Genomic DNA, 25449 nt, shown 5'->3' with positions numbered 1-25449 from the left:
GGCAATAAAATTGGTTGATTGGTTATCGAGATAATAATAGTAATCGCCTAACTTTAAGTGCAAACTTAATGTTAGGCAGTAACTCGTCTATCTCATGTATAGTTCTGCGCAATTATCATTCCAACACCTCCTGCAACCACAAAGATACCAAACGTGAAGAAAAACCAGAAGAACCACTGGGCATAGTGACCGAGATAGCAGCCATCATATTCTTTGTATCGTTCACGGACTTTTTTCCGTTCATCAGCAAACATGGAATTGACCTCACGGATATGCGTCTGCATCTGTGCGGTCATCCATTGGCGTTCTTTGGCAAACAGTTCTTGGATTTTCTGCCAGTCAGCATCATTGACATTTACAGACACCTTTAATTTCGTGGGAGCATTATCCAAGACTTTGTCTATGTGCCGATTGATGGTATCAACCTTTTTGCTGATAGTAGTCACAGCACCACCTAATTTTACTTCTGCACGCTGATACTGCTGAATGGCAGATTCCAGTTCAAGTGTGGCATTGATGAAGGTGTTTGTAGCCTTGTCAATGTCCTCACTCAACCGCTTCAACTCAGGAACACGGTTTACAAGTCCCTCCTCAGCTTGCTGCTCCTCAACCTCGTTTTCGACATCATTCAACATGTTGTCGAAGTCAGATCTTTCTTCTGTGTCTATGTTTATCTTGCTTTTTCTGATTGCCATATTTCATTGATTTATCGGTGGAAACTTCTGCTGCGTGGTTTAGGCTTGCACATGGAATGAGCCATCTGTGCGCAACGGTGGGCAAACTTCCAGTCATCTTCATCGTCCTTCTTGCCCCAACAAGAAGAGGGAGCGGAACCGCCACCGCCACATGACTCCGACATGGAAGTGGCTGCGTCAATATACCCTGCAAACAACAGCATTGCTACATGAGCGACATTCTCTGTTGTCGCTATATCATTATCCTCTGGAACCTGAACCTCATTAGTAAAGACATCTTTGACAGAGTTCGGAATCCAAATCTTCTTGACCTCATCGCCAGTATTGATGTTGAATGCCGTTTGTGTAATTTGAGGTTGCGACTTTGGTTGTGATGCAGTTGGAGTCTGAACGACAGGACGAACTGGGCGAGGCGCAGGAGCAACGGATGGAGAAACAGGCTTTGTCTTGACTTGTGTAGGTTTTGGGTGCAGTTTCATCCAGGTGTCTTCAATCTTTGATGCCATAAACTTTCTGCCAATCTCAGAAGCCTTGAACACGGAAGCATTCTTGCCGACAGTATAGCCGACAAGTTTCCGTTGTTTGTCGTAGCGTGGCTTTACCTCATAGCCTTTCATGCGCAACAGATTGAAGTATCTGTCTATGTTGAACTGTTGCATATCTTTGAGAGTATGTTCGCAATCCTCCGCAAGCTCAACTTTCCGCATATTCCGAATCTCCTGCGGTTGTTCCCATCCATGCCGCATATTGATGATTTCCGCAGCCTTCATTGCCCGAAGATGAATATCATGTACATCGTTGGTGTTACCCTCCATATCCACACGACAACAATCAATGTGAAGGTGCAGCGTTCCCGACTTGGAATCAGAGTGCAATCCGCCCAAATTCATTGAATTGGTGAAATTGGTCTTTATCTCATTGGAGAAACCGTTGGGCGTAAGTCCAACAGAATCCAAAACTTCCAATGCTTCGTCTTGGAGGTTTGCCCAATCTTCCATCGTGAAGTTGGCAGATTCCTCCTTTGATGGGGAAAGTACAAAAGTGGTCATGAACCTTTCCAACTTTCTGCCCACCGTCCTTTCCGCCTGATGATACTGGCAATGATGCTTCATCATGTACCAGATGGCGGTAGGGTCAAGACCATCGGGCATATTGTTCACCTTGACCGTCTTTGCATTCTCCTTTTCCAATGCGTACCTTACGGAATTGCCTCCATACGATACTACCTTTGCGAGCATAATCATGAATCCTCCTTTGATTTGGTCTGTACGTTTGTTGCGATATTCTCTTCAATGCTATACCAATGTTGTATAAGTCCTGCAACGGCATCAATCCACCAACGCATGAACTTCTCATTCTTGAAGAACCGAGCCTTTTCCTCAGCCGTTTTCTTGGATAACACGTTGCTGATTTTTATCAAATCCGTCCTTGCGATGGCGAGAGAGTTGAGAGCGTCCACCTCTTCCTTGGTGAGCCTCATGCGTGGACGGTGCTTCAAGCCAGTCTCAACGACATAGCGGCTCAGACTAATTCCACACTCCTTGGCAAGCGTATGGAGCTGCTTCAGCTCTTCTTTCGTACATCGGTAGGTGTGGACTTCCGTAGGCGGTTTCCTTATGATTTTCTTCTTTCTCATTTGTCCTTGTCTCTGATTAAAATGGGATGATTACAAGCACCTTGCAAAGGTGGTCACGACTGCGAGCCTGCGAGTAGTCCGAGAAACTTTTAGGAATACAGAAAGACGGACACGGCTTCTGTATTACAAAAGGATTTCTCGAAAAGTACCTATAAAATGACGGCACTTTTAACAGCGTCCGTCCCCCAAGGCTGCTTAAACGTATAACAGTTTGGCGGTAGCCTATGGCGGTCAATCGTCCTTTGGGATGATTTCTCTGTATGGTTGCTCATAAGCCTCTTTATGCCTTTTGATTGCCGTTATTGTAGCTGTTAGCCTTGTAACCATTGGCATTAGAACCGTTAGACTGTTGTGTTTGTCCTCCTGCCAGATGCTGTGGATATGTGTTGTGTTCTCCCTCATTCTGTTTGGCATCTGCTTCTTGCATGGAAGAAGGATTGCCAACAGATTGTCTGGAGTAATTTTGTTGTGGGGAAATTCCACCAGTAACAGCATCGGACAGATTGCCATTCGTTCCGACCTTACCCACGCTTCTGTTGTCATTAGATGAAGTCGAATTTAGGGAAGAAGAAATATCTGCCGTAGAAGAATTGCCCTTGTTGTCAGTATCGGATATTCCATTGGCAGAATGCCCATCTTCCTTGTCCGACTTTGTATCATCCTCCGTTGTCGTAACAATTACTCTTGCTTGTGGAACTTCCGTGTGGATGATTGCAGAGCCATCAGTATTGCGCTTCAATGAAAAGCCGTTCTTGACAAATCTTCCGTCCACATACCAACCAGAGAGGGAATGCAGGGTAATGATGCGGTTGTCTCCAACTTTTTGTGAAGAGGAAATGCCCACATCCTCCATAGCCTGTAAAAGTTTGGGTACGGTCTTGCGGTCTTTATCCCAGAGTTTGGCAAGTTGGGTATTGTCAACCAGACATTGCCCACACAAGATTTCCACTTGTTGGGTCTTGCTGATAGAAACAAGTGTTGTTTCACGTTCAGCAAGAGAGGCAAGAGACATGAAGCATTCCATGCGGTCAATCTTGTACTTTTTGCAGCGAAGATACTCCATCTGTACATCGGACAGCGTGAAGCAGTAATGTATCTTTTGTTTATCCATGTTCTGTGAATTTTGAATATTATAACCATAACTGACAAGACTGTTTTTCTCAGTAAAGAGAAAATCATCTATGCCATCCTCTCCTTGGGGAAATGTCCTCTGCGATAACATAGAGCTCGCCTTGCAACCTGTCATTAGAATGACTGCTTAATCGTGAAATGCACTCAATGCAAACAGACTGGGCAAGAAGTTTTCTTCTGCCGACAGTTGCTTTATCATTAATGCCCTTGTTGGCTCCGCATTGCTCGGCAAGTCCGTTGAAAGCATCACGCATCCGAAAGTAGCCGTTGCCAGTATTGATGTAGCTCACAGCAAGGTCAGCGACATTCGCCAACTTGCTTCTGTACTCCTCATGGGAAATATCGTCCTTCATCATCGCCATGTCTATTTACAAAGTTCACTCATGTGCTTGGTCGCTGCAGCCTTGGTCTCAGCTTCGGACATACTGCGGTTCTGGCGCATCCAGTTCAAAAGCTCGGACTTCTCAAAGTATATAATCTTGCCGTTGGGACGGAAGAACGGAAGTTCATGCTTGTGTGTCATCTTGTAGAGACTGCTCTTTGATATACCCATGAATAAGGCTGCTTCCTCCAGTGTCAATACTTGCTTGGCATCACGGAGAAGGTTCTCCATTATCCCAATGCGGTGCTCATGTGACTCTACCTTCAAAAGAAGAGTCTCGGTGTCGATAGTTTTGTTCATTATCCTGTAATTTAATTGTTTATGATTTGTTGTATTGCTTGTTTTGAAAGTGCAGTCCCCCAAGGCAGAGAGAAATCCCTGCCCGAAAAATGGGGACTACAAAAGTGAAATTAACTGGTTGTTATCCTGAAAAGTTCCGTTTACTTGTTATCCTGTAAAAAAGTTATTCTGCGTGGATGGGTGTTGGTGGCTGCTGTCCGCTTTGTCCTCGGTATTTGCTTGTTCTCTTCACGCTGTTTGCGACCTCGAAAGGCTTTCTTCGTGTTGTCAACAGCCTTGACCTTTTCATTCGTCAGCACATCTGCATAGATGGAGGTGGATTTGAGTGACTTGTGTCCCATCAGCTTCTTGGTAGTCTCAATGTTACCAGTAACCGCCTGCACCAAAATTCCGAATGTATGTCTGGCACAGTGAAAAGAGATATTCTTCTCAATGCCCACCTTTTTAGCTATCCTTTTAAGGGCTGCATCCACATTAGCCTTGGCAGGAAGGTGAAACACAAAATCATCATTGCCTTTGGGTGGCATCCATGACAAGGCGGTATTGCCGATTGGTACGGCATTGAGAGCCTTGGTCTTCTTTTGGATGATTACAAGCGTGTTTGTTTCCTCGTTCCTCTTGATATCACTCCACCGCAGAGCCTTGATGTCGCTGATACGAAGTCCTGTTAGACAGGCAAAACCAAAAGCTCTCTGTGTCTCTGCAACTCCAGGACTTCTCTCATCTGAAGCCATGAACCTTTTCAGTTCATCTGGAGTGAGATACTGCTTATGTGATGTCTTTGGCTTGGGAAAGATGTCTGACTTCTCCAACTGGTAGAAAGGGTTAGCCTTCAACTTGCCGAACTTGACAGCCTTGTTGAACACCGTCACTATGCGCTGTTGAACATTGTGAAGGGAACCTTCACACAAAGGTTTGGCTTCAACTCGTACATACTTTTGGGGTACATAGTCGTTCTTCAACCAAAGGAAGAAAGCCTTTAACCATTCCTTGTCGAACTTCCTCAGAGTGATGTGAGGTCTGCGCTTGTTGGCAAGGAACTCGCTCATTAGGTATTTCAGATACTTTGATTGGTCAACAATAGCCTTGGAATAGTCTGTGTTGTCGCTCATCCAGTCGATGTAAGTCTGGATCCAGTCCAAGACTTCGGGAGACTCGTCATTGGGGATTTCCTTCACAATCATCAAATGACCTACCTCTGGAATGGTCTCTGGATGAAGAATACGCTCTGCTCTTATCTGGTGAGCACGTTGCAATGTTTCTTCGTTCCTTGCTTTGGTCTCTGCATCAACCTCCGGCAACAAATAGAGGGAAAGAAATTCAAACTTGCGCTTGCCACCATCGTAGATGTCAAGATACAAGCTTATGTTGTCGTTGGCAAGTGCCTTTTGTCTGATAGTTATTGTCATGTCTCTATATGTTTTCGTTGTCAATGATTTATGTGAACATACCGTCAATGAGGTTGATGGCTTCCTCCTTCTTCTTGTCCACGATTTTAGCATAGATTTCCGTGGTCTGAATGTTGGAATGTCCCATCAGCTTGCTTGTGGTAAAAAGGTCTGCACCGAGCGTGAGCATCATCGTTCCGAACGTGTGCCGTGAGCAATGGAATGAGATATGCTTCTCAATCCCTGCCGCTTCCGCCCATTTGTGGAGAGCCCTGCCTATAACGGTCTGTGTGGTCGGAATGTCAAAGAAAGGAATATCATTTCCTCTTGGTTTCGGCAACCAACGCTTAGCCTCTTCCGAGAGAGGTATTATAACAGGCTTCTCCGTCTTTTGCATTTCCATGTCTATGTATTCGCCTTTTCCGTCAGCGGTCTTGAAGATGTGCATCGGCGCAAGACGGTACATGTCGCTTAATCGCAATCCTGTAAAACAAGCGAAGATGAAAGCCTCCTTGACCTCTGGGCGGTAACTATCCGTAGCTATGAGGGTGCGAAGTTCCTCTATAGTAAGGTATTCTTTCTTGCCTTCCTTGGGTTGGATGCGCTCACGTGCATCAAGTTCCTTCATCGGATTGTTTCGGATAATGCCTTGGCGCACAGCGTTATTGAGAGCAGTGGAGAACATTCCGAGGTATCGGCTTGCCGTATTCTCACTGATAGGTCTTGGCTCGCCATACTTGATATGGGAATTTGGGAAGTTACGCAAGAATTTTACATAACCACGGCAGAACTCCGCATTGACCTCTTCAAGGGCAATGAAGCCTTTGTTTGTCTCGTCAAGATACTTCTCCACGGTGTGCAGCATTTCCACACGGCAATGGAGTGTTGACTTCTTGATGCCGACACCACCTTCACAATACTTCTTTATCCAAGTAGTGAGAAGCATTGAACCTTGCTTGACGGTTTCCCAGTCCTGTATGCCATGACCATGCAGGGCTTTGATGCGCTCTGCCTTGATGCGTTCTGCAATCGCCATAGTCTGCTTGTTCTGTTCCTTACAGACGGGATTGATTTCGGGGACGAGATAGAGTTTGAGGTATTCATACTTTCTCACTCCCTTATAGTAGATGTCAAGATAGATGCTCTTGTTGCCATCTGCGAGCGACTTCAACCGAATTTTAATCGGTTCTTTCAGCTTTACATGTTTCTTTGGTCTTGCCATGATGTATAAAGTGTTATTTTGTTTTTGTATTCTGCTGCCAGGAGGGTCTTTCTCCCTCTTGTTGAAAGTTCATGTCAGATATGGTTTCCAATGCTGACATTTGCTTTTCTTTCTCTTCCCTTACTTCGGAAAACTGATGTAAAGATAAGAAAATAAACCGAGAAACGAGAAACAAAACGGAAACAAGAAACAGTCTTTTATGTCTTTTTAAGAGTGAGTTTGGCAAACATTGGAAAATTCAAATTATCGCTTAAAGCATTGATACTTAGTGCATTTACTTTCATTTGCTTTCTTGTCTTTTCAAACGCATTTCGGAGGACTAAGATATTCTTGACGTCCTTTCCTAGACAACATAAATAAGGTTAGGGTCTTAATAGGAATAAATGTAGATAAATACATTGCACAAGCAACAAGGCAAGGAAAGATATTTTTTGGAGCAGAAGAAGAAGTAAAAGAAGAGTGTCTACGTGAAATTCGCCGAGATATAGAGCATTCGCATTATAGCAAAGAGGTCGAAAATGGAATGTTCCAAATGGTGAAAGACCTTATTGATGGTAAATTGGAACTAAGAGCGCATCCTTCAAAAAAAATACATGCCAAAATATACGTACTTTATCCAAACGATTTTAATCAATACACCCAAGGAATGGCTATAACTGGTTCCAGTAATCTTACTGGAAACGGACTAGGCATCACGGAGGAACGTCAGTATGAGTTTAATGTAAAAATGGATAGATATGATGATGTAAAATTTGCCAAAGAAGAATTTGAATTATTATGGAAAGAAGCCGAAGGATGCGAAATTACGGCTGATGATGTAAAAACATCAATAGATCATACATACCTCAAAGGTGATGCTTCACCTTATGACCTTTATATTAAAATGCTCATGGAGTATTTTTCGGATAGAGTCATGGCAACAGACGATAACAATCCATTTGATATGCCGGAAGGGTATAAGAAATATGATTACCAAATGGATGCTGTGGAAGAAGGTTATCAAAAGCTACTGCGTTACGATGGCTTTTTTCTTGCTGATGTTGTAGGTCTTGGCAAGACTGTAATTGCTACAATGATAGCTAAGAAATTCTTGATCGAGAATGGGCGTGACAAAACAAAAATTCTCGTCGTCTATCCACCTGCCGTAGAACACAACTGGAAAGCAACATTTAAAGATTTTGGCATTGACAAGTATGTTAATTTTATTTCCAATGGCAGTTTGTCTAAGATTCTCGATGAAGACAATTATAACTACTGGAATGCTGATGAATTTGACCTTATTTTGGTTGATGAAGCACATAAATTCCGCTCGCATACAACCTCTGCCTTTGAGCAATTGCAGGAAATATGCAAAATGCCCCGTATAGAAAATGGAAATATTCCCGGCTTTAAGAAAAAGGTAATGCTTATTTCAGCAACACCTATGAATAATACACCTGCAGATATATACACAGAAATCCAATTATTCCAAGATCCACGCCGATGTACGATTGATGGTGTATCAAATTTAACGGCATTCTTTTCACCTCTTATTAAAGAATTTAAACAGCTAAAAAGAGAGCCAAATTTCGACATAAGTCGATTCAAGAAATTAGCAGAACGAGTTCGAGACCGCGTTATCAAGCCATTGACGGTTCGGCGTACACGTACTGACATCGAGAACGTGCCTCGATATAATAAGGATGTGAATGGCTTTCCAAAAGTAGAGCGTCCTATAGAAAGTCGATATGAGCTTAATGAGCATCTCGCTGATTTGTTTGAACATGCTATGCTTACTCTTGAAAAGAACTTGACGTACGCTCGTTATCAAGCTATAGCCTACTTGAAGCCTGAAGTGGCACAAGGACTGTATGATAACGCGGAATTAATAAGCCGCAGCTTAGCTGGAATCCGTAAAAACGGATTGGTGAAGCGGCTAGAAAGCAGTTTTTATGCTTTCCAAGTTTCATTAGACAATTTCCGTCAAGCAAACCAAAATATGATAGATATGTTTGACCGCAACAAAGTATTCATTGCTCCGGATCTTGATATCAATATGCTATTAGAATCAGGGTTGAGTGATGAAGAAATTGAGGAGAAACTAAATGCCAAAGCGGAAGATAATCCCAAAAATGCAGTATTCACTGCTGATGATTTTAAGCCTGAATTTATAGAAATGCTTAGAGGAGATCAGAATACACTTGAAATGTTATGTTCAGAATGGGCAGATATAAAAGACGAAGATGATTCCAAGTTCACAAAGTTCAATGAGCTGCTTAAGCATAAGTTGTTCAAATCGGAACGCAATCCTGAACAGAAACTGGTTGTATTTTCAGAATCAGTTGACACAGTAGAGTATTTGGCACGCCGTATTAATCGTAAAGACGTATTGGTAATCTCCGCTGATAATCGTAGTAAGCAGTTCAAAACTATCCGTGAGAATTTTGATGCTAACTATAAGACAAAACTCAATGACTACAATATCATCCTCACCACAGATGTGCTTGCTGAAGGTGTAAACTTGCATCGAGCAAATGTGATTGTAAATTATGACACTCCTTGGAATAGCACCCGACTGATGCAACGTATTGGTCGCGTCAATCGTATCGGTTCTTCATCCAAACATATATACAATTACGTTTTCTATCCATCCCGTGAAGGAAACCGTGAAATCAATCTAAATCAAATCGCATTAAGTAAGATTCAAACCTTTCATTCCACCTTCGGTGAAGACAACCAAATTTACTCACAAGAAGAAATTCTTGACCGCGACTTAAGTAAACTCTTTGATGAAGGCATGAAGAAACAAAAGGAAGAATGTAATCAAGAATTGCCATATTATGAGGAACTCCGTGCACTCTATCAAAACAACCGTAGAGAATATAATCGCATAGCAAAACTCTCATTGCGTAGCCGTACTGGTCGTGAAATGAAAAAAGTAGATGGAGTAACACTTGCAAATGACACTCTTGTATTCCTGAAAACGAATTTCCGTAAGGTATTCTTTTTGGTCTCAGAAACAGCAGAAGAACTTTCTGTGCTTGATGCTCTAAAATATTTCAAAGCTCCCAAAGAAGAACAATCCGCAGAGCGTATAGAGCAACACCATAAGCATATTAATATGGCTTTACGAAAATTTCGCATGATGCAGGATGAAGAAGCACGTTCTCAAGAAACTACCCATGAAGAACAAGGTTCTGTTGGAGTGCAAGTTAGTACCGCTGTAAATTTGTTAAATAATTTCATTCGTGAAATAGACGATAATGAACTATACATAAAAGTAGTTCAGCTCAAAACATTAGCGGAAAGAGGTGTCATCACCTACATAGCTAAACGCTTACAACGCATACAGAAAAACTTGCGTCGCGTAGGAGGTAAAGCCAGAATGACACATGATGAAGCACTTGCAGAAATCATTGATATGGCAAAAAAGTATGCACCATATTATACGGCACAAGAATCTCTGCTTAATGAGCAAGAGACTAATGCAGAAATTATTTTATCAGAATCATTCAATAAACTCTAAAAATAGCAATATGAACTACAAAGAAGTCATCGAATCTAAATATAATCGTGAGGCTTGGCAAAAATTGCTTTATGATATATTCCGAAACAAAATTAGTTTTTGGAACACTCCTTCTGCGGTCCACGTAAGTAGCCGCTTAGCTAAAGAAGCATTGAATCTTGGCAAAATATCTCTTGTAGATGGAGAATCTATAGCCATATACGAAGTGGAATTGAGTGACAAAGTTGACATTGAGCGTAACCGTCGTGGCATTCGTGATATGCTCACTACAGATTGGCGTAATATGGGGTATGCTGGAGCATTTATGTTCTGTTATCGTAAGGATGAAAGCATTCTTAGATTCTCATACGTAAGTGAAACTTGGGGGTTTAACAAACAAGGCGAATATGAAAAGATGTCAACTAATACAAAACGCTATACATATTTGCTTGGCGAAGGTCGTGGATGCCGTACTGCCATAGAACAGTTTGGCACATTGAAAAATAGCAAACAGACACTCAGTGACATAACGAATGCATTTTCTGTCGAGACACTCACAAAGCAGTTCTACAAGGATTTATTCGAATGGTATCAATGGGCTATAGAACCATCATCTAATGTTTCTTTTCCCAATAATACGGGAACTGAAGATGATGACCGTGAGGATTTAGAAACAAAAGTAATTCGACTTATTACCCGTATTATGTTCGTATGGTTCATCAAGCAGAAGGACTTGGTACCACAACGGATATTCGATATTGATTATTTGCAGACTATCCTAAAAGAGTTTGACCCATATAGTCAGACTGTTGGAAACTATTACAATGCAATTCTCCAGAACTTGTTCTTTGCAACACTTAACCGTGCTATTGAAGATGAACAAGGAAACAAACGCAAGTTCGCTACCAATATAAAGAAAGATATCAAAACCCTCTATCGCTATGCCGAAATGTTTAACATCAGCGAGAATGATGTCGTTACCTTATTCTCAGAAGTCCCCTTCCTTAATGGTGGACTCTTTGAATGCCTTGATAAGACCAAGACGATTGACGGTGTTGAACAGGCCTACAATTATGATGGCTTCAGTCGCAACGACAAACGTTTTGCTGATGGGCGCTATCGCAATCGTGCCATTATCCCTAACAATCTGTTCTTCGATTCAGAGAAAGGACTGATTTCAATCCTCAGCCGCTACAACTTTACAATAGAGGAAAATTCACCCGAAGAACAGCAGGTAGCCCTTGACCCAGAATTGTTAGGTAAAGTATTTGAGAATCTATTAGGCGCATACAACCCCGAAACAAAGGAAACAGCGCGAAATCAAAGTGGTTCGTTCTATACGCCCCGTGAAATAGTCAATTACATGGTAGACGAAAGTCTCATTACCTATTTAGGAGATACTCAATTTGTACGTTCCTTATTCAATCCAGATTTCACCCTTGACAGAGAAAAACCAGAAGAATATCAGCGTGTCGCTAAAAGATTAAAGGCTATCAAAATACTTGACCCGGCTTGTGGTTCTGGAGCATTCCCGATGGGATTGCTTAATCGCATGATAGATGTGCTCTGTCGTATTTCTCCAAATGAGAAAGTGTATGACTTGAAATTGGCAATCATAGAAAATTGCATCTATGGCAGCGACATTCAGAGTATCGCAGCCCAAATAACAAAACTACGCTTTTTTATCTCACTGATTTGCGATTGTGAAAAAGATGCTTCTAAACCAAACTTTGGCATACCGACATTACCAAACCTCGAAACAAAGTTTGTCGCTGCCAATTCTTTGATTGCTAAAAAGAAGCAAGCTTCACACTGTTTATTTGAGAATCCGGATATTGAGCCAACAAAACAGAAATTGATAGAAGTCCGTCATGAACATTTTTCTGCAAAAACTGCTAACCGCAAAAGTACCTTACGAGAAAAGGACAAGGTATTACGTGAAAAATTAGCTAGATTACTGGCGGATGACAAAGACTTTGCCCCTGAAGATGCTATACAATTGGCAGCATGGAATCCTTATGACCAAAATACAGTAGCAGAGTTCTTCGATCCTGCTTGGATGTTTGGAGTCAGCGATGGCTTCGATATAGTAATAGGTAACCCTCCATACATCCAGTTACAAAATAATGGTGGTGAATTGGCTAAACTCTATGAACCATGTGACTATAAAACATTCGCAAAAACGGGAGACATATATTGCCTTTTCTACGAACGTGGATGGCAATTACTGAAACCCAAAGGTCATCTTTGTTATATCACGTCCAACAAATGGATGCGTGCCGGATACGGAGAAAAAACACGTGGATTCTTTGCTAAGAATACAAATCCCCAATTGCTTATAGACTTCGCAGGCGTGAAAATATTTGAGAGTGCTACAGTTGATACAAACATCTTACTCTTTTCTAAAGAAGATAACAAGCATAAAACTTTATGCACTGTCACCAATAAACAAAATAAAGATGGCGTTAAGAATTTGAGCGTTTTCGTGCAGCATAGCGGAGCGGTGTGTGATTTTTCTTCTTCCGATTCATGGGTTATCCTATCTCCTATCGAGCAAAGCATCAAGCGGAAGATAGAAGCCGTAGGAACACCTTTGAAGGATTGGGATATTCAAATCAACTATGGAATAAAGACAGGTTATAATGATGCTTTTATCATTGATACGGAAAAACGTGAAGCGATATTGGCGAATTGCCAGACGGAAGAAGAACGCAAAAGAACGGCTGAACTTATACGACCGATTTTGCGTGGCAGAGATATTAGGAGATACGGGTATAAATGGGCTGAATTATGGATTATCAACATTCATAATGGTATAAAAGGTAAATTACCTCGCATCAAAATCGAAGAGTATCCTGCCATAAAAGCTCATTTAGATTTATATTGGGATAAAATATCGAAAAGAACAGACAAAGGAGATACGCCATATAACCTTCGTAACTGTGCTTATATGGAGGATTTTAATAAGCCAAAAATTGTCTATCCCAACATGACAAAATATATGCCGTTCGTATATGATGACAATGCTTATTGTACAAATCAAAAGTGTTTCATTATAACAGGTCAAGCTATAGCATATCTTACTGCATTCTTCAATTCTTCTTTGTTCAAGTTCTGCTTCCGTGATTCATTTCCAGAACTACAAGGTGGAACTCGTGAAATGAGCAAAATTTTTTTTGACAAAATTCCAGTAATGCAGGTGACAGACGAAATGAATGCACGATTCAGGTCTGCTGTTAATGATATTCAGAATGTATATAGCAAGTCGAAAGCCATGGCAATAGATTCCATGATTTTCGACTTATATAATCTATCAGAGAAAGAACGACAAGTTATTGGCTTTGTTGAGATTGAGTAACAAAATCAGTGATGTAGTTGATTTCAGCAGGAGATAAATCGTATAGTTTGAAAGCTAAACGGTTTATTTCCTTTTCTGTTTCTTCCGAGCGATGTTTCAAGACCTCTTCCAGTAAATTTTCAAACAAGCATTCCATATCTTTATTCATCGGTATCAAAATAGGTTCAATGGCTTGTACGCTTACAAGCAAGTCTCCAGTACCAGTCTTGGGAGAATCTTTGAACATATAATGCCCCATAAGAGAATTTAATATGCAGCACAAATAAGCCATGTGTTGCCCTGTGGCAAAGCAGGTACTATCAAGACCAAAATTACCCGTAGTGTCATACGAGAAGCGAAGTATTGACCCTATACGCTTCCATATTATTTTTGGCCGCATAAAATCCTCCCAATAGCTGATGCTGTCTTGTGTTTCAAACCACTTATTGTGAGTCTTCTTGCGAGCCTTGATTTTTTCGCCGTTGATAGAATAGGTCTTGCCTGTCTGCTCCAGTCTTTCTTTGCCAAATGAAAGAAGATGTCGCTTTACGGCAGGGTACAGCTCTATGTCGTAGTGACGTGATGGAAATGTGGCTATGAGGTACTTGTCAGCCCACTCATATTCATACCTCCTAATATCTCTGCCACGCAAAATCGGTCGTATAAGTTCAGCCGTCCGAACACGTTCATCTTCTGTTTGACAATTCGCTAGTATCTCATCACGCTTTTCGGTAGAAATGATAAAAGCATCATTGAAACCAGTTTTTATCCCATAGTTGATTTGGATGTTCCAATCCTTCAAGGGTATTCCCACAGACTCAATCTTCTGCTTGATGCTCTGTTCAATGGGAGACAATATCACCCATGGGATAGAATCTGCAAAGTTACACTTCACGCCTTGTTGCTGCACGAAATCGCTCTGTTTCATTCCGTCAAAAACTGTTTTATAAAACGGTCAAGCGTATTTCTATCAACTTTACATAATTTAGAAATTTTACGCTTAGAAACTTTTGCCTTTAAAAGTTCATGAATAAGATTTTCTTTTCCATGAAGTTTATATTTTTCTACAGAACTTTTTCTTCCCTTTGGTCGTCCCAATGTCACACCTTCAGCTTTTTTTCTTGCCAAAGCCTCCTTCGTGCGCTGGCTAATAAGATTACGTTCAATCTCAGCAGATAGTCCAAAAGCAAAGGCAAGAACCTTACTTTGGATATCATCACCAAGACGATAGTTGTCTTTTATAGTCCACACACGACATTCTTTGGTCATACAAATATTTAATATCTCCATAATCATGAATAGATTTCTTCCCAATCGTGATAATTCTGCACAGATAATGAGATCATCTTTCTGAATCTGTAGTAAAAGCCTACCCAATTCACGTTTATTGTATGATTTCATACCACTAATGGTTTCCTCAATCCAACCATCAATTACAAGTTTATAACGTTCACAGAAATTATTAATTTCAAAACGCTGATTCTCTACTGTCTGCTTATCGCTGCTTACTCTAATGTATCCGTAAATCATAATTTTATTTTTTATTATTTATACTTTATAGAATATCCCATAATAACAAGAAAAATCCTTTTAGCCATATTCTATAAGAATATAAAAGAATAAATCCTTAATAAGCAGTATTTTTTATATGCAACAAATGCTATTTCTTTATTTTGAGTTTCTCCATTTTTTTAATATAAGTTCAGATTGTTCCTTTACAGCCCGATACATCGAATAATACGCAAAGCTTTCTTCCTTATACTTCATACTGCTAACAGAAGCAGTAATAGCCCATGTAACAATAGCGACAATAAAGACCACAACATACTGGAGTTTTATATGATGCCCACGTATAAACATCCCATTAATATTGGGTGGAATAATGGTTACTGGATTTTTCAATTCATTGATTTTTGCAAGTATCTCATCCTGCCGTTTTAATATGCAATCCGTATTTGCTTCAATAGTCATACGATTGAGATTGTAATCGCAAACGTGCCGATAAAGATATTCAAGAAGTTTGGACTTCTGCTTGAATAATTCAATGAGTTTCGGGAACCATAGTGAAAATGGTAAAGTGTTCGGCTGTTGTTTCCAAATATGTTTCTTTACCACAGACAAGGCTTCATTCCAACAAGTGCAGAAACCTTTAGCGACTCCATTATAAATGATCTTTTCGTCAAAGTCCACTTTTACAGATTGTTCCGATTTAGAAACAGTGGCATTCTGTTTTTCAATACATTCTTTTAGCTCACTGATACTTTGACGCAAATTTGCAAGATTCGCAGCTACTACATCTTCTTTCATTATCTTCTACGTTTTGAGGGTTTATAGAAAGGTTCGTTTCTTTGGCTATCCTTGTTTTTATCGTCTCGCCATCCTTGTTCATTGCTTGTTCCTCCACCTCCACTGGAAGTTATGGCCTGATGGGGTTGAATAATCAATTCTGTAGTTACATTGCCCAACGTAACGCAAAGGCTGTTAAAACTCAAATCACAGTCAAGTTTAGAACCTGCAATGCTAAATTCATCCATACAAAAGGATATACCACGAATTTTATCAGAGTTCTCAGCATGATTAAAACGCATATCTATGCCCTGACCTTTGAGAATGCCAAGAAAATCATTCCATGAGCGAGATACAGCCAGTGCATCAAGAGCTGCAGAACGTAGATTATACTTCCGTAATTGATGAGGACGTAAACGGCTCTTATTTCTGGCTTTGCTGTTTTTAAGGGCAAAGTAAAGTTTATATTCTTTGGTTAAAGCTCGACAGACTTTTGCATTTCGTATCCGTTCGTTGCTATCAGAAATGAGATTACCGTCATTATCTATCCGATTGAACACTATATGGCAATGTGGATGTTCCGTATCATGATGCCTGGCTATGATATATTGGGTATTGCTAATCCCCATCTGCTCCATCCATTTCTTGGCAATCTCCACCATAAGTGTATCTCCTTTTTCATCATCGGAAAAACGGATGGTATCTTGCGGAGAGAAAGCAAGTGATACGTGTTTCACCGAACTTTTTACTTTCGGACGCATAGAAGCTTGTATCTGAAAAGAATCGGCTATGGTCTTATTGCTGATGGCACAGACACCTTCGTATGCTAAAAGTATGGCACTCTTTTTCTTGTTCTTTTGATCATTGGCGTAATTTACTATCCCTCCAAAATCGGCTCTTGTTTTAATCTTCGCTATCATGATTGTTATTCTTTACTTGGGTGATAATTCTACTGACTTCTGATATAATAGAAAAACATTGTTGTTTCACGGCTTCCAAACCATAGATGTGCATCTGATGGGCAATCTGGTTGACATTATTGGCTATACCGGAAAGGTCACGGATTGCCGATACCATTTCCGGACTGATACGCTGACCAACTTCACAGCCCATTGCAGCCTGATGGCAAAATTCATTGACAGACAGTCCAGCCTGTTGGGCTTTGGATTGGATATAGATATAGTCGTTCTCGGTAAACATTACCCGGAAACATTTCGTGCGTTTCTGGTAATTCGCTAACTTTGGGCGACCACCAAGTTTCTTTTTCTTCATACTTATCTAAACTTTGATGTGCATAAATTGATTTTTTAAGAGTGGCAGTTCTATCCGCTTGCCGCCTAGGTTTTAGTGACACTAAAACACAAACTTGCCACTCAAAAAATCTTCCTATATTTACCTTGTTCTATTCGGCTTAGTTTGCCATCTTTGATAAAGGCCTCTATCCACTTGTTTGCCGTACTTCCATTCTCGCCCAAAGTTAAAACCGCCGCATCATAATCTTTCTTTGTGAAAGTGTCAGGCAACATATTATAAAGGGTGTTCCTTCGTGCATAAACGCCCGTCTCTTGCGAAGCGGCATTGAATCGCTTAGACTGATTTCCTGACAAATTCTGATAAATGAATACGGCATGATAAAGCAGGGTGTCGCAAATACTCATGGCTATGGAATAGTCAAACTCATGGCAAACCAATTGTACAGTCTCGTCAGAAGAAGATTTGTGAATCACATTATCCAAATGTCGGACAGCAGTCAACACCATCATTATACGATAAGCAATCAGTCCCATCCGTCTGACTACTCCTTGCATCTTGTTATCCACTTCGTCACAACATTCCTCATTCACCCGACTGAGATATTCAATAAAGTGTTCCTGCAAATCAGAGGGAAGAGAAAAGGAATAATTACCCTGCCGTACAAAATTCTCATGCAAATGGCAGAATTTATCTCCCAACAGTTTGAACATGGCATTCTTGGATTGAGAAATGTCGCTTGTGGCAAACACATTTCTTATACCTCGTTTGAAGCGGATAATATAGAAACAAAAGCGACTCATCAATCCGTTCTCCGCATCAGGAATTAATCTTCTTACCTGTTCTGGAGTTCCAGCCAAAGCTACCGAAACTCTCGGATTAGCTACTTCGCAATACTCCCTGTCCTTACGGCGACTTAAACTTACCAGCTCATGATGAAATGCCTTTCGCAACACATCGGAATAATTGCCGTAATCCGACTTTAAAGTCTGGCTTAACGTGTCACCTTCCGATTCAAACAACAGCCCGATTCCGTCATTGTCCCCCAATATCTTCAAGAAAGAACTTGCGCTACTATTGGCAGGAATGACGAGCATACGCATGGGCGGTTCTGTTGGCATAGTCATTTCATCAGTTTTCTTACCTTTGATATAAGCGCTCATCGCTTCTTTGTATTCCTGTTCCATCCGCTTTGAAAGTTCATGCAAATTACGGTTAATGGGAGCTACCAATTCTCGGCATAAGGTCAATGCTCCTTTTCCCATACCGGCATCTGCCACCACGAACAGATATAGATTCGGATAAACAATGCGTTCATCGTACACGCCACAAACATTATGAAAGCATACCGACAAACACACAATAGCCCCGATTAATATCGTATCACGGTCATCTACTGAAATGGAATTATTGACAACCTCATTTAGAAAAGGAGGAAGATGCTCAAACACACATTCAGGAAATACAGGAAGTTCTTCTTCTGATTTTATCCATTTACCCGTTTTTCCATTTTGGATATTTGGTAAAATGGATAAATGCTCTTTACTGAACGGAGCCAATGAGATTCCGGCTTGATTTGCCAAATGGAAGAAAGAGCGGATAGTAATGCCTTGTCCTTTGGAGTGCAGACAATACGTATATTGTTTGTCCGTTTTTTCCCTTTTATAGGCAGGGTAAAACCTGCTGATGCGGTGATAATACTCCCGTCCGTTTTCTCCCAATCCATCCACAAGCGCAAAGCCCAACTCCACCCAATCTTTATAACTGGATGCTATATCAATGGCACGCTGCTCTATCTCCCGAACAACACATTCCACATCTTCCTTTACCTTATTATATATAAGGGTAATACTTGGTGTATGTGCCTGTTGTATTTCAGAAGGGACATTCTCCCAATCTTGGGCGGAAAAGATTTTCTTCGACATCATTTTTGTATTTATGGTTAATATATGCTTGTGGGTCGTAGGGTAAGAAGCATGAACGAGCCACATCACTGCCGGACATATCCACTAATGGCAAACCTGTCGCTTTGATGCAGTTGGCAACAGCCTTGAAGTACCGGGAATGTTTCCAGCCTTTCAAGTCAACAGGTATTATCCACTTCAATCCATTACCGGATGGACTGACAAATAACAGTTCCGTATCAAAATACTCATGGTTGAGTAATTGTTGTTTTAACTCCCCAATGTTCTTCACATGATCGAAATCCAAACACATCAATCCTGAGTGCATAATCAGTTCCTTTTCATTCCGTTTCCGGAATAATCCCGAAAAAGTACAATAGTCAAAATGGGTGGCTTTGTACCTTTTGGCTTCGGGAGAGGACTGCATCTGCCGAAGGTTCTCGGTTTGTGGTTGGGCATAATGTCCGATGATATAACGATACGCATCCACAATACCTATAGCCCTCATCGGTTCGATGTTTTGAATGGGCTTGCGAAAGAATGAAAAACAATAGTCTGTCATTTCCATCATCTGATAATCTTTTTAGATTCGACAAATTGTTTGGCTTCTTCCATTAAGTCATCCTGTGTCTTATGCGATTTGTTCTTCAACCAATCGTCAATCTCAGATTGCAGAAAAGCCAACGCTTTATTTATTTTATGTACGGGAATCTGTTTGGTTGATACCCATCCATAAACCGTTTGCTTGGCTGGATGCGATGGTAGATAAGCGCAAAGCTCGTCTATATCCATCCACTTGGGTGAATTACTTGCCTGCTTATGCTGCAAGGCATTTACTTTGGTTTGTAGTACTTCTACGGACTCAATCAAGTAGGACAACGCATTCGGCATCTCCTCTAACGAATTTACTTTATAAGCCATTTTCTTCGTATTTAAGTTAATACCGCAAAAGTATAGGGATGCTTATAGGTGCTAAATAGGTGCTTGACCGCCACCAATCAACCGTTCATTTACCACTAACAGATTTAAGTTTCATTAATACGAGAATTTATTGGAAGACATAATAAAAGGGGAATAAACGACTGTTTAGACTAACACATTCCTTATCGAAAGCCTCTATGCAACAAAATACCCCTCAAAAAGCCGATGCTTCATGAGGGGTAAACGGTGGTAAGTATATGATTGGTATTACAAAGTCATTGGTGCTCAATGGTGGATACAACCACCACAATCTATAAATCCAAATTTTCTATATGCAGCGTATTGGCGGCTTTCTCTTTTTGTTCGTTTACGATATGCGTATAAATCTGCGTGGTTTTGACGTTAGTATGTCCCATCAAAGACTTGATGGTGTATATGTCAACTCCATTTTCCAGCAACAGCGAAGCGTAGCTATGGCGGCCACAATGGAAGGTGATATGCTTCTTGATACCGGAAGCTTCTATCCAGACTTTCAACGGGCGAGAAATCCAAGAGGCATCAGTCAATCCTTCAAAAACAAGTGCTTCATCATCGTCTGGACGTATGCCGCATAGTTGAAGTGCTTGTTGAATGACAGGCTTGTAATCGGGCCTTTTTGTCTTTTGCTGAATTACGACTGCCTGCCATGTGCCCTTGCTTGTTTGCTGAATTTGTTTCCATTTCAAAGTTTGAATATCACTATGCCGCAATCCAGTGAGAATAGAGAACAAGAACGCACGTTTCAAAACATCATCCTTGCAAGGAGTATCAACCAACATCTGCACTTCATTCATGGTAAGCGCAACACGAGGTTTCTCTATGTTTGTTATTCCCTTTACTTTCGCACTTATATCAACGGTCAGATATTCATCAATGAATGCCTGTTTTAATCCGGCTTTGAGTATAGAGAAATAAGTCGATGCCGTGTTTTGTGAGATAGTACCTTTCTTATTCCCTCCCATTGGGGCACGGAGAAGGAACATCTTTATATCTTCAAGCAGTTTAACGGAAATCGCCTTGAATGGAATTGGCTCCCCTTGTGAATACATTTTCAATAATTCGCCTACACGCCTCCAGTTGACTATAATCGAATCGGAACTATTGGGATGACGTGTGCTTATAATACCATTGAAATACTTGATAAAATCCTGTTCGCTCCGCTCATTCTGTGCAGCGATTTCGTTTTCCTTATCAGTGTAAAGGATGGCACTATCGTATTCGTGTTGGCGTAACTTACGGACATTGTCAGCATAGATACAAGCCTCTTGGTCTATCGTTGAACGGCATTGGATAATCCCATTCAAATCACGCTTAGGCTTATAGTTGAATGTTCCATCTGGCAAAATACGTGCAATGGACGATTTGTCCCAAACAGGCGTGGATATAGTCCGGTTAATAGATTCCACCACACGGCTTGCCCGTTTAGAACCTCGCTTATAAACTGGGTATGATTCTATAATCAGATACCACTCTTCTTTATAATTCGACCTTCTGAGTTTGACGGTCACTTTGGTATTTGGTAATGCTTTCTTCATTCTACTTCTGACTTATATAGATTATCAATTTCTTGCTTGGGTACATACACATAGTTTCCTATTTGTCTTGAGGGAATAGAGTATTTTCTAACATGTGCCCATACTGAACTGTCATTAATATGGTACTTCTCACAAATCTCAGTAATGGTATAGCAATCCTCCGGCTCTAAGCTGTATATTTTAGGAGCAGGCTTTTCTTTCTCCGCAATACTTTCCGATCTGTTTAGAAAAAGCCGTTCCATTTCAGAGCGTTTGATACGTGTGAGCCTTGTACCCATATTGATAGTTGGAATACGTCCCAATTTAATCAGGCGATACAGAGTGCTACGTTCCACCCCGAACATAGCGACGGCTTCCTTTACAGAAATGTACTCTCTGATGTCTGATACTTGTTGGGCAATGGCTTCTAACTTCGCGTTTCTATCCTTTACATCCTTTTTGCGTTTCCAAGCCACTTTACCACATTTAGGGGAACAATAGTGACTGTCAAGTGTTTTTGCGACAAACACTTTGCCGCAGACCTTGCACTTCCGTTTGATTTCAAATCCGATTGTTGGCATGTTATCTACTTTTAAGTATGTATTAGTATGTATAAGTGTGATTAAGTACCACATTATCTACTTTTTTGTCTTGTCGCAAACATGTCGCAAATAAGAGATAAAAAAGCCCATAGAAAACACATAGCAACCATGAACCCCATAAACGCAAAAAGCGTGCAACTCATTGAGCTGCACGCTTTTGCTTATTGTTTATTATCTGTATCCTTATCGGAATCATTTGACTTCCTCGAAGTCAGCATCCTGAACGTTATCTCCGTGCTTGCTGTTATCTTGCTGGCCAGCACCACCATTCATATCAGGACCAGCCTGTGCTCCACCTTGCGCACCGCTCTGTGCATACATTTCAGCACTTGCAGCCTGGAAAGCAGTATTGATTTCTGCCATAGCAGTATCAATAGCAGCCAAATCTTGTGCCTTGTGAGCATCTTTCAATTTCTGCAAAGCAGCTTCAATCGGAGCTTTCTTATCAGCAGGCAACTTATCACCTAATTCTTTCAACTGATTTTCAGTAGAGAAGATTACGCTGTCAGCCTGGTTCAGCTTGTCGATCTTTTCACGTTCTTTCTTATCTGCTTCAGCATTAGCTTCAGCTTCAGCCTTCATCTTTTCGATTTCTTCCTTGCTCAAACCGCTGGATGCTTCAATACGGATAGCCTGTTCTTTACCGGTAGCCTTATCTTTTGCAGATACTTTCAAGATACCGTTGGCATCGATATCAAATGTAACCTCAATTTGAGGAACACCACGACGAGCCGGAGCAATACCTGTCAAGTTGAACTGACCGATTGATTTGTTCTGTGCAGCCATCGGACGTTCTCCCTGTAATACGTGGATAGTAACTTCCGTCTGGTTATCGGCAGCAGTAGAGAATGTTTCACTCTTACGAGCCGGGATGGTAGTGTTAGCATCGATCAACTTAGTCATTACACCACCCAGTGTTTCGATACCCATTGACAACGGAGTAACATCCAACAATACCACACCTTTGATTTCGTCTGTCAAAACAGCACCTTGTACAGCAGCACCAATTGCTACCACTTCATCCGGATTCACACCTTTAGAAGGAGCCTTGCCGAAGAAATCCTCTACCAATTTCTGAACAGCCGGAATACGTGAAGAACCACCAACAAGGATTACTTCATCAATATCAGCATTGTTCAAACCTGCATCACTCATTGCCTTCTTACATGGTTCAAGACAAGCCTGAATCAATTCGTGAGCCAAAGATTCGAATTTTGCACGAGTCAAAGTCTTCACCAAGTGCTTAGGCACACCACCCACCGGCATGATATACGGCAAGTTGATTTCTGTACTTGTAGAAGAGGAAAGCTCAATCTTAGCTTTTTCAGCAGCTTCTTTCAGACGTTGCAAAGCCATCGGATCCTGAGTCAAGTCAGCACCTTCGTCGTTCTTGAATTCCTGTACCAACCAATTGATGATTACCTGGTCGAAGTCATCACCACCCAGGTGAGTGTCACCATTTGTAGAAAGTACTTCAAACACACCACCACCAAATTCGAGGATAGAGATATCGAATGTACCACCACCAAGGTCGAATACAGCAATCTTCATATCTTTGTGAGCCTTATCCAGACCGTAAGCAAGAGCTGCGGCTGTCGGTTCGTTTACAATACGTTTTACTTCCAGACCGGCAATCTGTCCGGCTTCCTTAGTAGCCTGACGTTGAGAGTCGGAAAAATATGCAGGAACGGTGATTACTGCTTCTGTTACTTCCTGACCGAGATAGTCTTCGGCAGTTTTCTTCATTTTCTGAAGAATCATAGCAGAGATTTCCTGCGGAGTGTACAGACGTCCGTCGATGTCAACACGCGGAGTGTTATTGTCACCTTTCACTACTTTATAAGGAACACGAGTCACCTCCTTCTGTACCTGATCCCAAGTTTCACCCATGAAACGTTTGATAGAGAAGATTGTACGTGTAGGGTTCGTAATAGCCTGACGTTTTGCAGGATCACCCACCTTACGTTCACCGCCATCTACGAAAGCGACAACAGAAGGAGTCGTACGTTTACCTTCACTGTTTGCAATTACTACAGGTTCGTTACCTTCGAATACGGCAACACAAGAGTTTGTAGTTCCTAAGTCAATACCAATAATTTTTCCCATGATCGTTATTTTTTTATTTATTATTTATTCATTGATTTCTTTTTGTCCGGTTGTTTCTCCGGCTCTTATCAAGGAGCCTCGTCGCGAACGGACGCTTACTAAAAAGCAAACCGTGTGCCAAAAAGAAATTATACGAATGCATGACATAATATCTGCCAAAAAGACAGTTTTAATAAATAAACACTGCTGACATAGTCATATTCAAAGCCAGTCAGCAACTGTTTCTTTAAACAAATACAGACGACTCTGGTTCGATGAAAGAAAAAAAATATGCCTGTGTCGCACATGACGACACAGGCATATCCTATTATATAGATTGATCTATTTATTACTTTTCCAGCACGATGACCAATGCGCCATTTGCATCATACAAGCCAATGCCGCCACCGGACAACACATCGAATGACTTCACCTCATTGATAGCTTTCAGCACCTTACCTTCTGTTTCCATGTCCGGACAAGCCATCATTGTGCTCGCTACTCCCGGAAAAGAAATTGATTTGGCATTGCTGGTACTGGTTTCAAAACCGCCATTAATCAAATTACATCCGGCATTGCCATGAATTGTCTTTTTCTTCACATCAAAAGCAATGAAAGGTTGTTTTTCCATTCCGGAAGGAATTGCTTCACCATTCACTTCTTTTATTTTCCATTCTCCATTCAAAACCGAAAGTTTCACATCAGCCTCCTTCTTTTGTAGAACGACAACCGGACGGTTGGACGAATTGCAAAGAAACACTTTGTCCTTACCTGCCTTCTTATATCCTTTTACTTGCGCAAAAGCATTCAATACATTATTTTCAGTAGTCATATCCGGACACATCATCCGAGTACTAGCCATTCCTGTAAGTTCGAGACTTCCCGGCTTCGCATTTACATCGAAGCTACCCATCATCCGATTACAGCCGCTATTGCCGGACACACGACCAGTTGCTGTATCAAAAGCGATAAAAGGAAGGGGGGTACTTTCGCCCGGAGTGATTTTCGAGCCATTGACTTCTATGATATTCCATTCACCATTGATAGATGACAGGGGAATTGCCTTCTCAACCGAACGGCACGAAGACATTGCAAGTGCTGCACCAGCAATGCAAATTGAAACAAATACTTTCTTCATATTGTTATAACGTTTAAGTTAAAATCGAGGGCAAAGATATCAAAAAGATTGGGAAATAACATCCAATGCAACATAAAATATATACATTTGCCAGTAAATGTACAACAAACGAACAATTTACATAGTTCACTTAA

General features: G+C 41.0%; 22 protein-coding genes. 2 read left to right on the top strand and 20 right to left on the bottom strand.

Features of this window, described 5'->3' with window-relative positions; all coding sequences use genetic code 11:
- Positions 1–92: 92 nt before the first annotated feature.
- From Bovatus_RS23625 to Bovatus_RS23590, 8 genes are all read right to left on the bottom strand, one after another.
- The gene (locus Bovatus_RS23625; protein ID WP_004302125.1) at positions 93–695 is read right to left on the bottom strand and encodes a hypothetical protein; all 603 of its coding nucleotides are present in this window, start codon (positions 693–695) and stop codon (positions 93–95) included.
- An 11-nt stretch (positions 696–706) separates the two neighbouring features.
- Complete coding sequence (locus Bovatus_RS23620; protein WP_004302123.1) at positions 707–1939, bottom strand: relaxase family protein; 1233 nt, start codon at positions 1937–1939, stop codon at positions 707–709.
- The gene (locus Bovatus_RS23615) at positions 1936–2331 is read right to left on the bottom strand and encodes a plasmid mobilization protein (RefSeq protein ID WP_004302121.1); all 396 of its coding nucleotides are present in this window, start codon (positions 2329–2331) and stop codon (positions 1936–1938) included. The genes Bovatus_RS23620 and Bovatus_RS23615 overlap by 4 nt, the downstream gene beginning before the upstream one ends.
- 280 nt (positions 2332–2611) lie before the next feature.
- The gene (locus Bovatus_RS23610; protein WP_004302119.1) at positions 2612–3442 is read right to left on the bottom strand and encodes a hypothetical protein; all 831 of its coding nucleotides are present in this window, start codon (positions 3440–3442) and stop codon (positions 2612–2614) included.
- 64 nt (positions 3443–3506) lie between these two features.
- The gene (locus Bovatus_RS23605) at positions 3507–3818 is read right to left on the bottom strand and encodes a hypothetical protein (RefSeq protein ID WP_224440804.1); all 312 of its coding nucleotides are present in this window, start codon (positions 3816–3818) and stop codon (positions 3507–3509) included.
- Positions 3819–3826: 8 nt separating this feature from the next.
- On the bottom strand, positions 3827–4075 hold the full coding sequence (locus Bovatus_RS23600; RefSeq protein WP_229097227.1) for a helix-turn-helix domain-containing protein: 249 nt from the start codon (positions 4073–4075) through the stop codon (positions 3827–3829).
- A gap of 209 nt (positions 4076–4284) precedes the next feature.
- Positions 4285–5553 (bottom strand): site-specific integrase, encoded by a 1269-nt coding sequence (locus Bovatus_RS23595; protein WP_004302113.1) that lies wholly within the window; start codon positions 5551–5553, stop codon positions 4285–4287.
- A gap of 28 nt (positions 5554–5581) precedes the next feature.
- Positions 5582–6754: a site-specific integrase gene (locus tag Bovatus_RS23590; RefSeq protein ID WP_004302111.1), complete on the bottom strand. Its 1173-nt coding sequence runs from the start codon at positions 6752–6754 to the stop codon at positions 5582–5584.
- Positions 6755–7277: 523 nt separating this feature from the next.
- On the opposite strand from Bovatus_RS23590, the gene Bovatus_RS23585 reads away from it, so the two are divergent.
- On the top strand, positions 7278–10259 hold the full coding sequence (locus tag Bovatus_RS23585; RefSeq protein WP_004302108.1) for a helicase-related protein: 2982 nt from the start codon (positions 7278–7280) through the stop codon (positions 10257–10259).
- Between the two features lie 10 nt (positions 10260–10269).
- Entirely contained in the window at positions 10270–13596 is a 3327-nt protein-coding gene (locus Bovatus_RS23580; RefSeq protein WP_052588042.1) for an Eco57I restriction-modification methylase domain-containing protein, read from the top strand.
- On the opposite strand, the gene Bovatus_RS23575 is transcribed toward Bovatus_RS23580, so the two are convergent.
- The 12 genes from Bovatus_RS23575 to Bovatus_RS23520 form a co-directional block, all read right to left on the bottom strand.
- Positions 13571–14503 carry a TaqI-like C-terminal specificity domain-containing protein gene (locus Bovatus_RS23575; protein ID WP_004302105.1) on the bottom strand — a complete coding sequence of 311 codons (933 nt, stop codon included), beginning with the start codon at positions 14501–14503 and terminating at the stop codon, positions 13571–13573. The genes Bovatus_RS23580 and Bovatus_RS23575 overlap by 26 nt on opposite strands.
- Positions 14500–15105: a master DNA invertase Mpi family serine-type recombinase gene (locus Bovatus_RS23570; protein WP_004302103.1), complete on the bottom strand. Its 606-nt coding sequence runs from the start codon at positions 15103–15105 to the stop codon at positions 14500–14502. Before Bovatus_RS23570 ends, Bovatus_RS23575 begins: the two co-directional genes overlap by 4 nt.
- A 138-nt stretch (positions 15106–15243) precedes the next feature.
- Positions 15244–15882 carry a hypothetical protein gene (locus Bovatus_RS23565; RefSeq protein ID WP_004302096.1) on the bottom strand — a complete coding sequence of 213 codons (639 nt, stop codon included), beginning with the start codon at positions 15880–15882 and terminating at the stop codon, positions 15244–15246.
- Positions 15882–16781: a relaxase/mobilization nuclease domain-containing protein gene (locus Bovatus_RS23560; protein WP_004302093.1), complete on the bottom strand. Its 900-nt coding sequence runs from the start codon at positions 16779–16781 to the stop codon at positions 15882–15884. The genes Bovatus_RS23565 and Bovatus_RS23560 overlap by 1 nt, the downstream gene beginning before the upstream one ends.
- Positions 16765–17133 carry a MobC family plasmid mobilization relaxosome protein gene (locus Bovatus_RS23555; protein WP_004302091.1) on the bottom strand — a complete coding sequence of 123 codons (369 nt, stop codon included), beginning with the start codon at positions 17131–17133 and terminating at the stop codon, positions 16765–16767. The genes Bovatus_RS23560 and Bovatus_RS23555 overlap by 17 nt, the downstream gene beginning before the upstream one ends.
- Positions 17134–17234: 101 nt before the next feature.
- Positions 17235–19037, bottom strand: a complete 1803-nt coding sequence (locus Bovatus_RS23550; RefSeq protein ID WP_032575825.1) for a DUF3987 domain-containing protein — start codon at positions 19035–19037, stop codon at positions 17235–17237.
- Positions 18988–19587, bottom strand: coding sequence for a BT4734/BF3469 family protein (locus Bovatus_RS23545; RefSeq protein ID WP_004302089.1), 600 nt, complete (start codon positions 19585–19587; stop codon positions 18988–18990). Before Bovatus_RS23545 ends, Bovatus_RS23550 begins: the two co-directional genes overlap by 50 nt.
- Positions 19584–19937, bottom strand: coding sequence for a methylation-associated defense system helix-turn-helix domain-containing protein MAD1 (gene mads1, locus Bovatus_RS23540; RefSeq protein WP_004302088.1), 354 nt, complete (start codon positions 19935–19937; stop codon positions 19584–19586). The genes Bovatus_RS23545 and mads1 overlap by 4 nt, the downstream gene beginning before the upstream one ends.
- Positions 19938–20248: 311 nt before the next feature.
- Positions 20249–21511 (bottom strand): site-specific integrase, encoded by a 1263-nt coding sequence (locus Bovatus_RS23535; RefSeq protein ID WP_004302087.1) that lies wholly within the window; start codon positions 21509–21511, stop codon positions 20249–20251.
- Positions 21508–22071 carry a helix-turn-helix domain-containing protein gene (locus tag Bovatus_RS23530; protein ID WP_052588023.1) on the bottom strand — a complete coding sequence of 188 codons (564 nt, stop codon included), beginning with the start codon at positions 22069–22071 and terminating at the stop codon, positions 21508–21510. The genes Bovatus_RS23535 and Bovatus_RS23530 overlap by 4 nt, the downstream gene beginning before the upstream one ends.
- Before the next feature lie 213 nt (positions 22072–22284).
- Complete coding sequence (dnaK, locus tag Bovatus_RS23525; protein WP_004302085.1) at positions 22285–24198, bottom strand: molecular chaperone DnaK; 1914 nt, start codon at positions 24196–24198, stop codon at positions 22285–22287.
- A 328-nt stretch (positions 24199–24526) separates the two neighbouring features.
- Positions 24527–25315, bottom strand: coding sequence for an META domain-containing protein (locus Bovatus_RS23520; RefSeq protein WP_004302082.1), 789 nt, complete (start codon positions 25313–25315; stop codon positions 24527–24529).
- Between the last annotated feature and the right edge of the window lie 134 nt (positions 25316–25449).

This window comes from Bacteroides ovatus (assembly GCF_001314995.1).
Taxonomy (GTDB): domain Bacteria; phylum Bacteroidota; class Bacteroidia; order Bacteroidales; family Bacteroidaceae; genus Bacteroides; species Bacteroides ovatus.
This window is presented reverse-complemented; position numbering and strand designations above follow the sequence as displayed.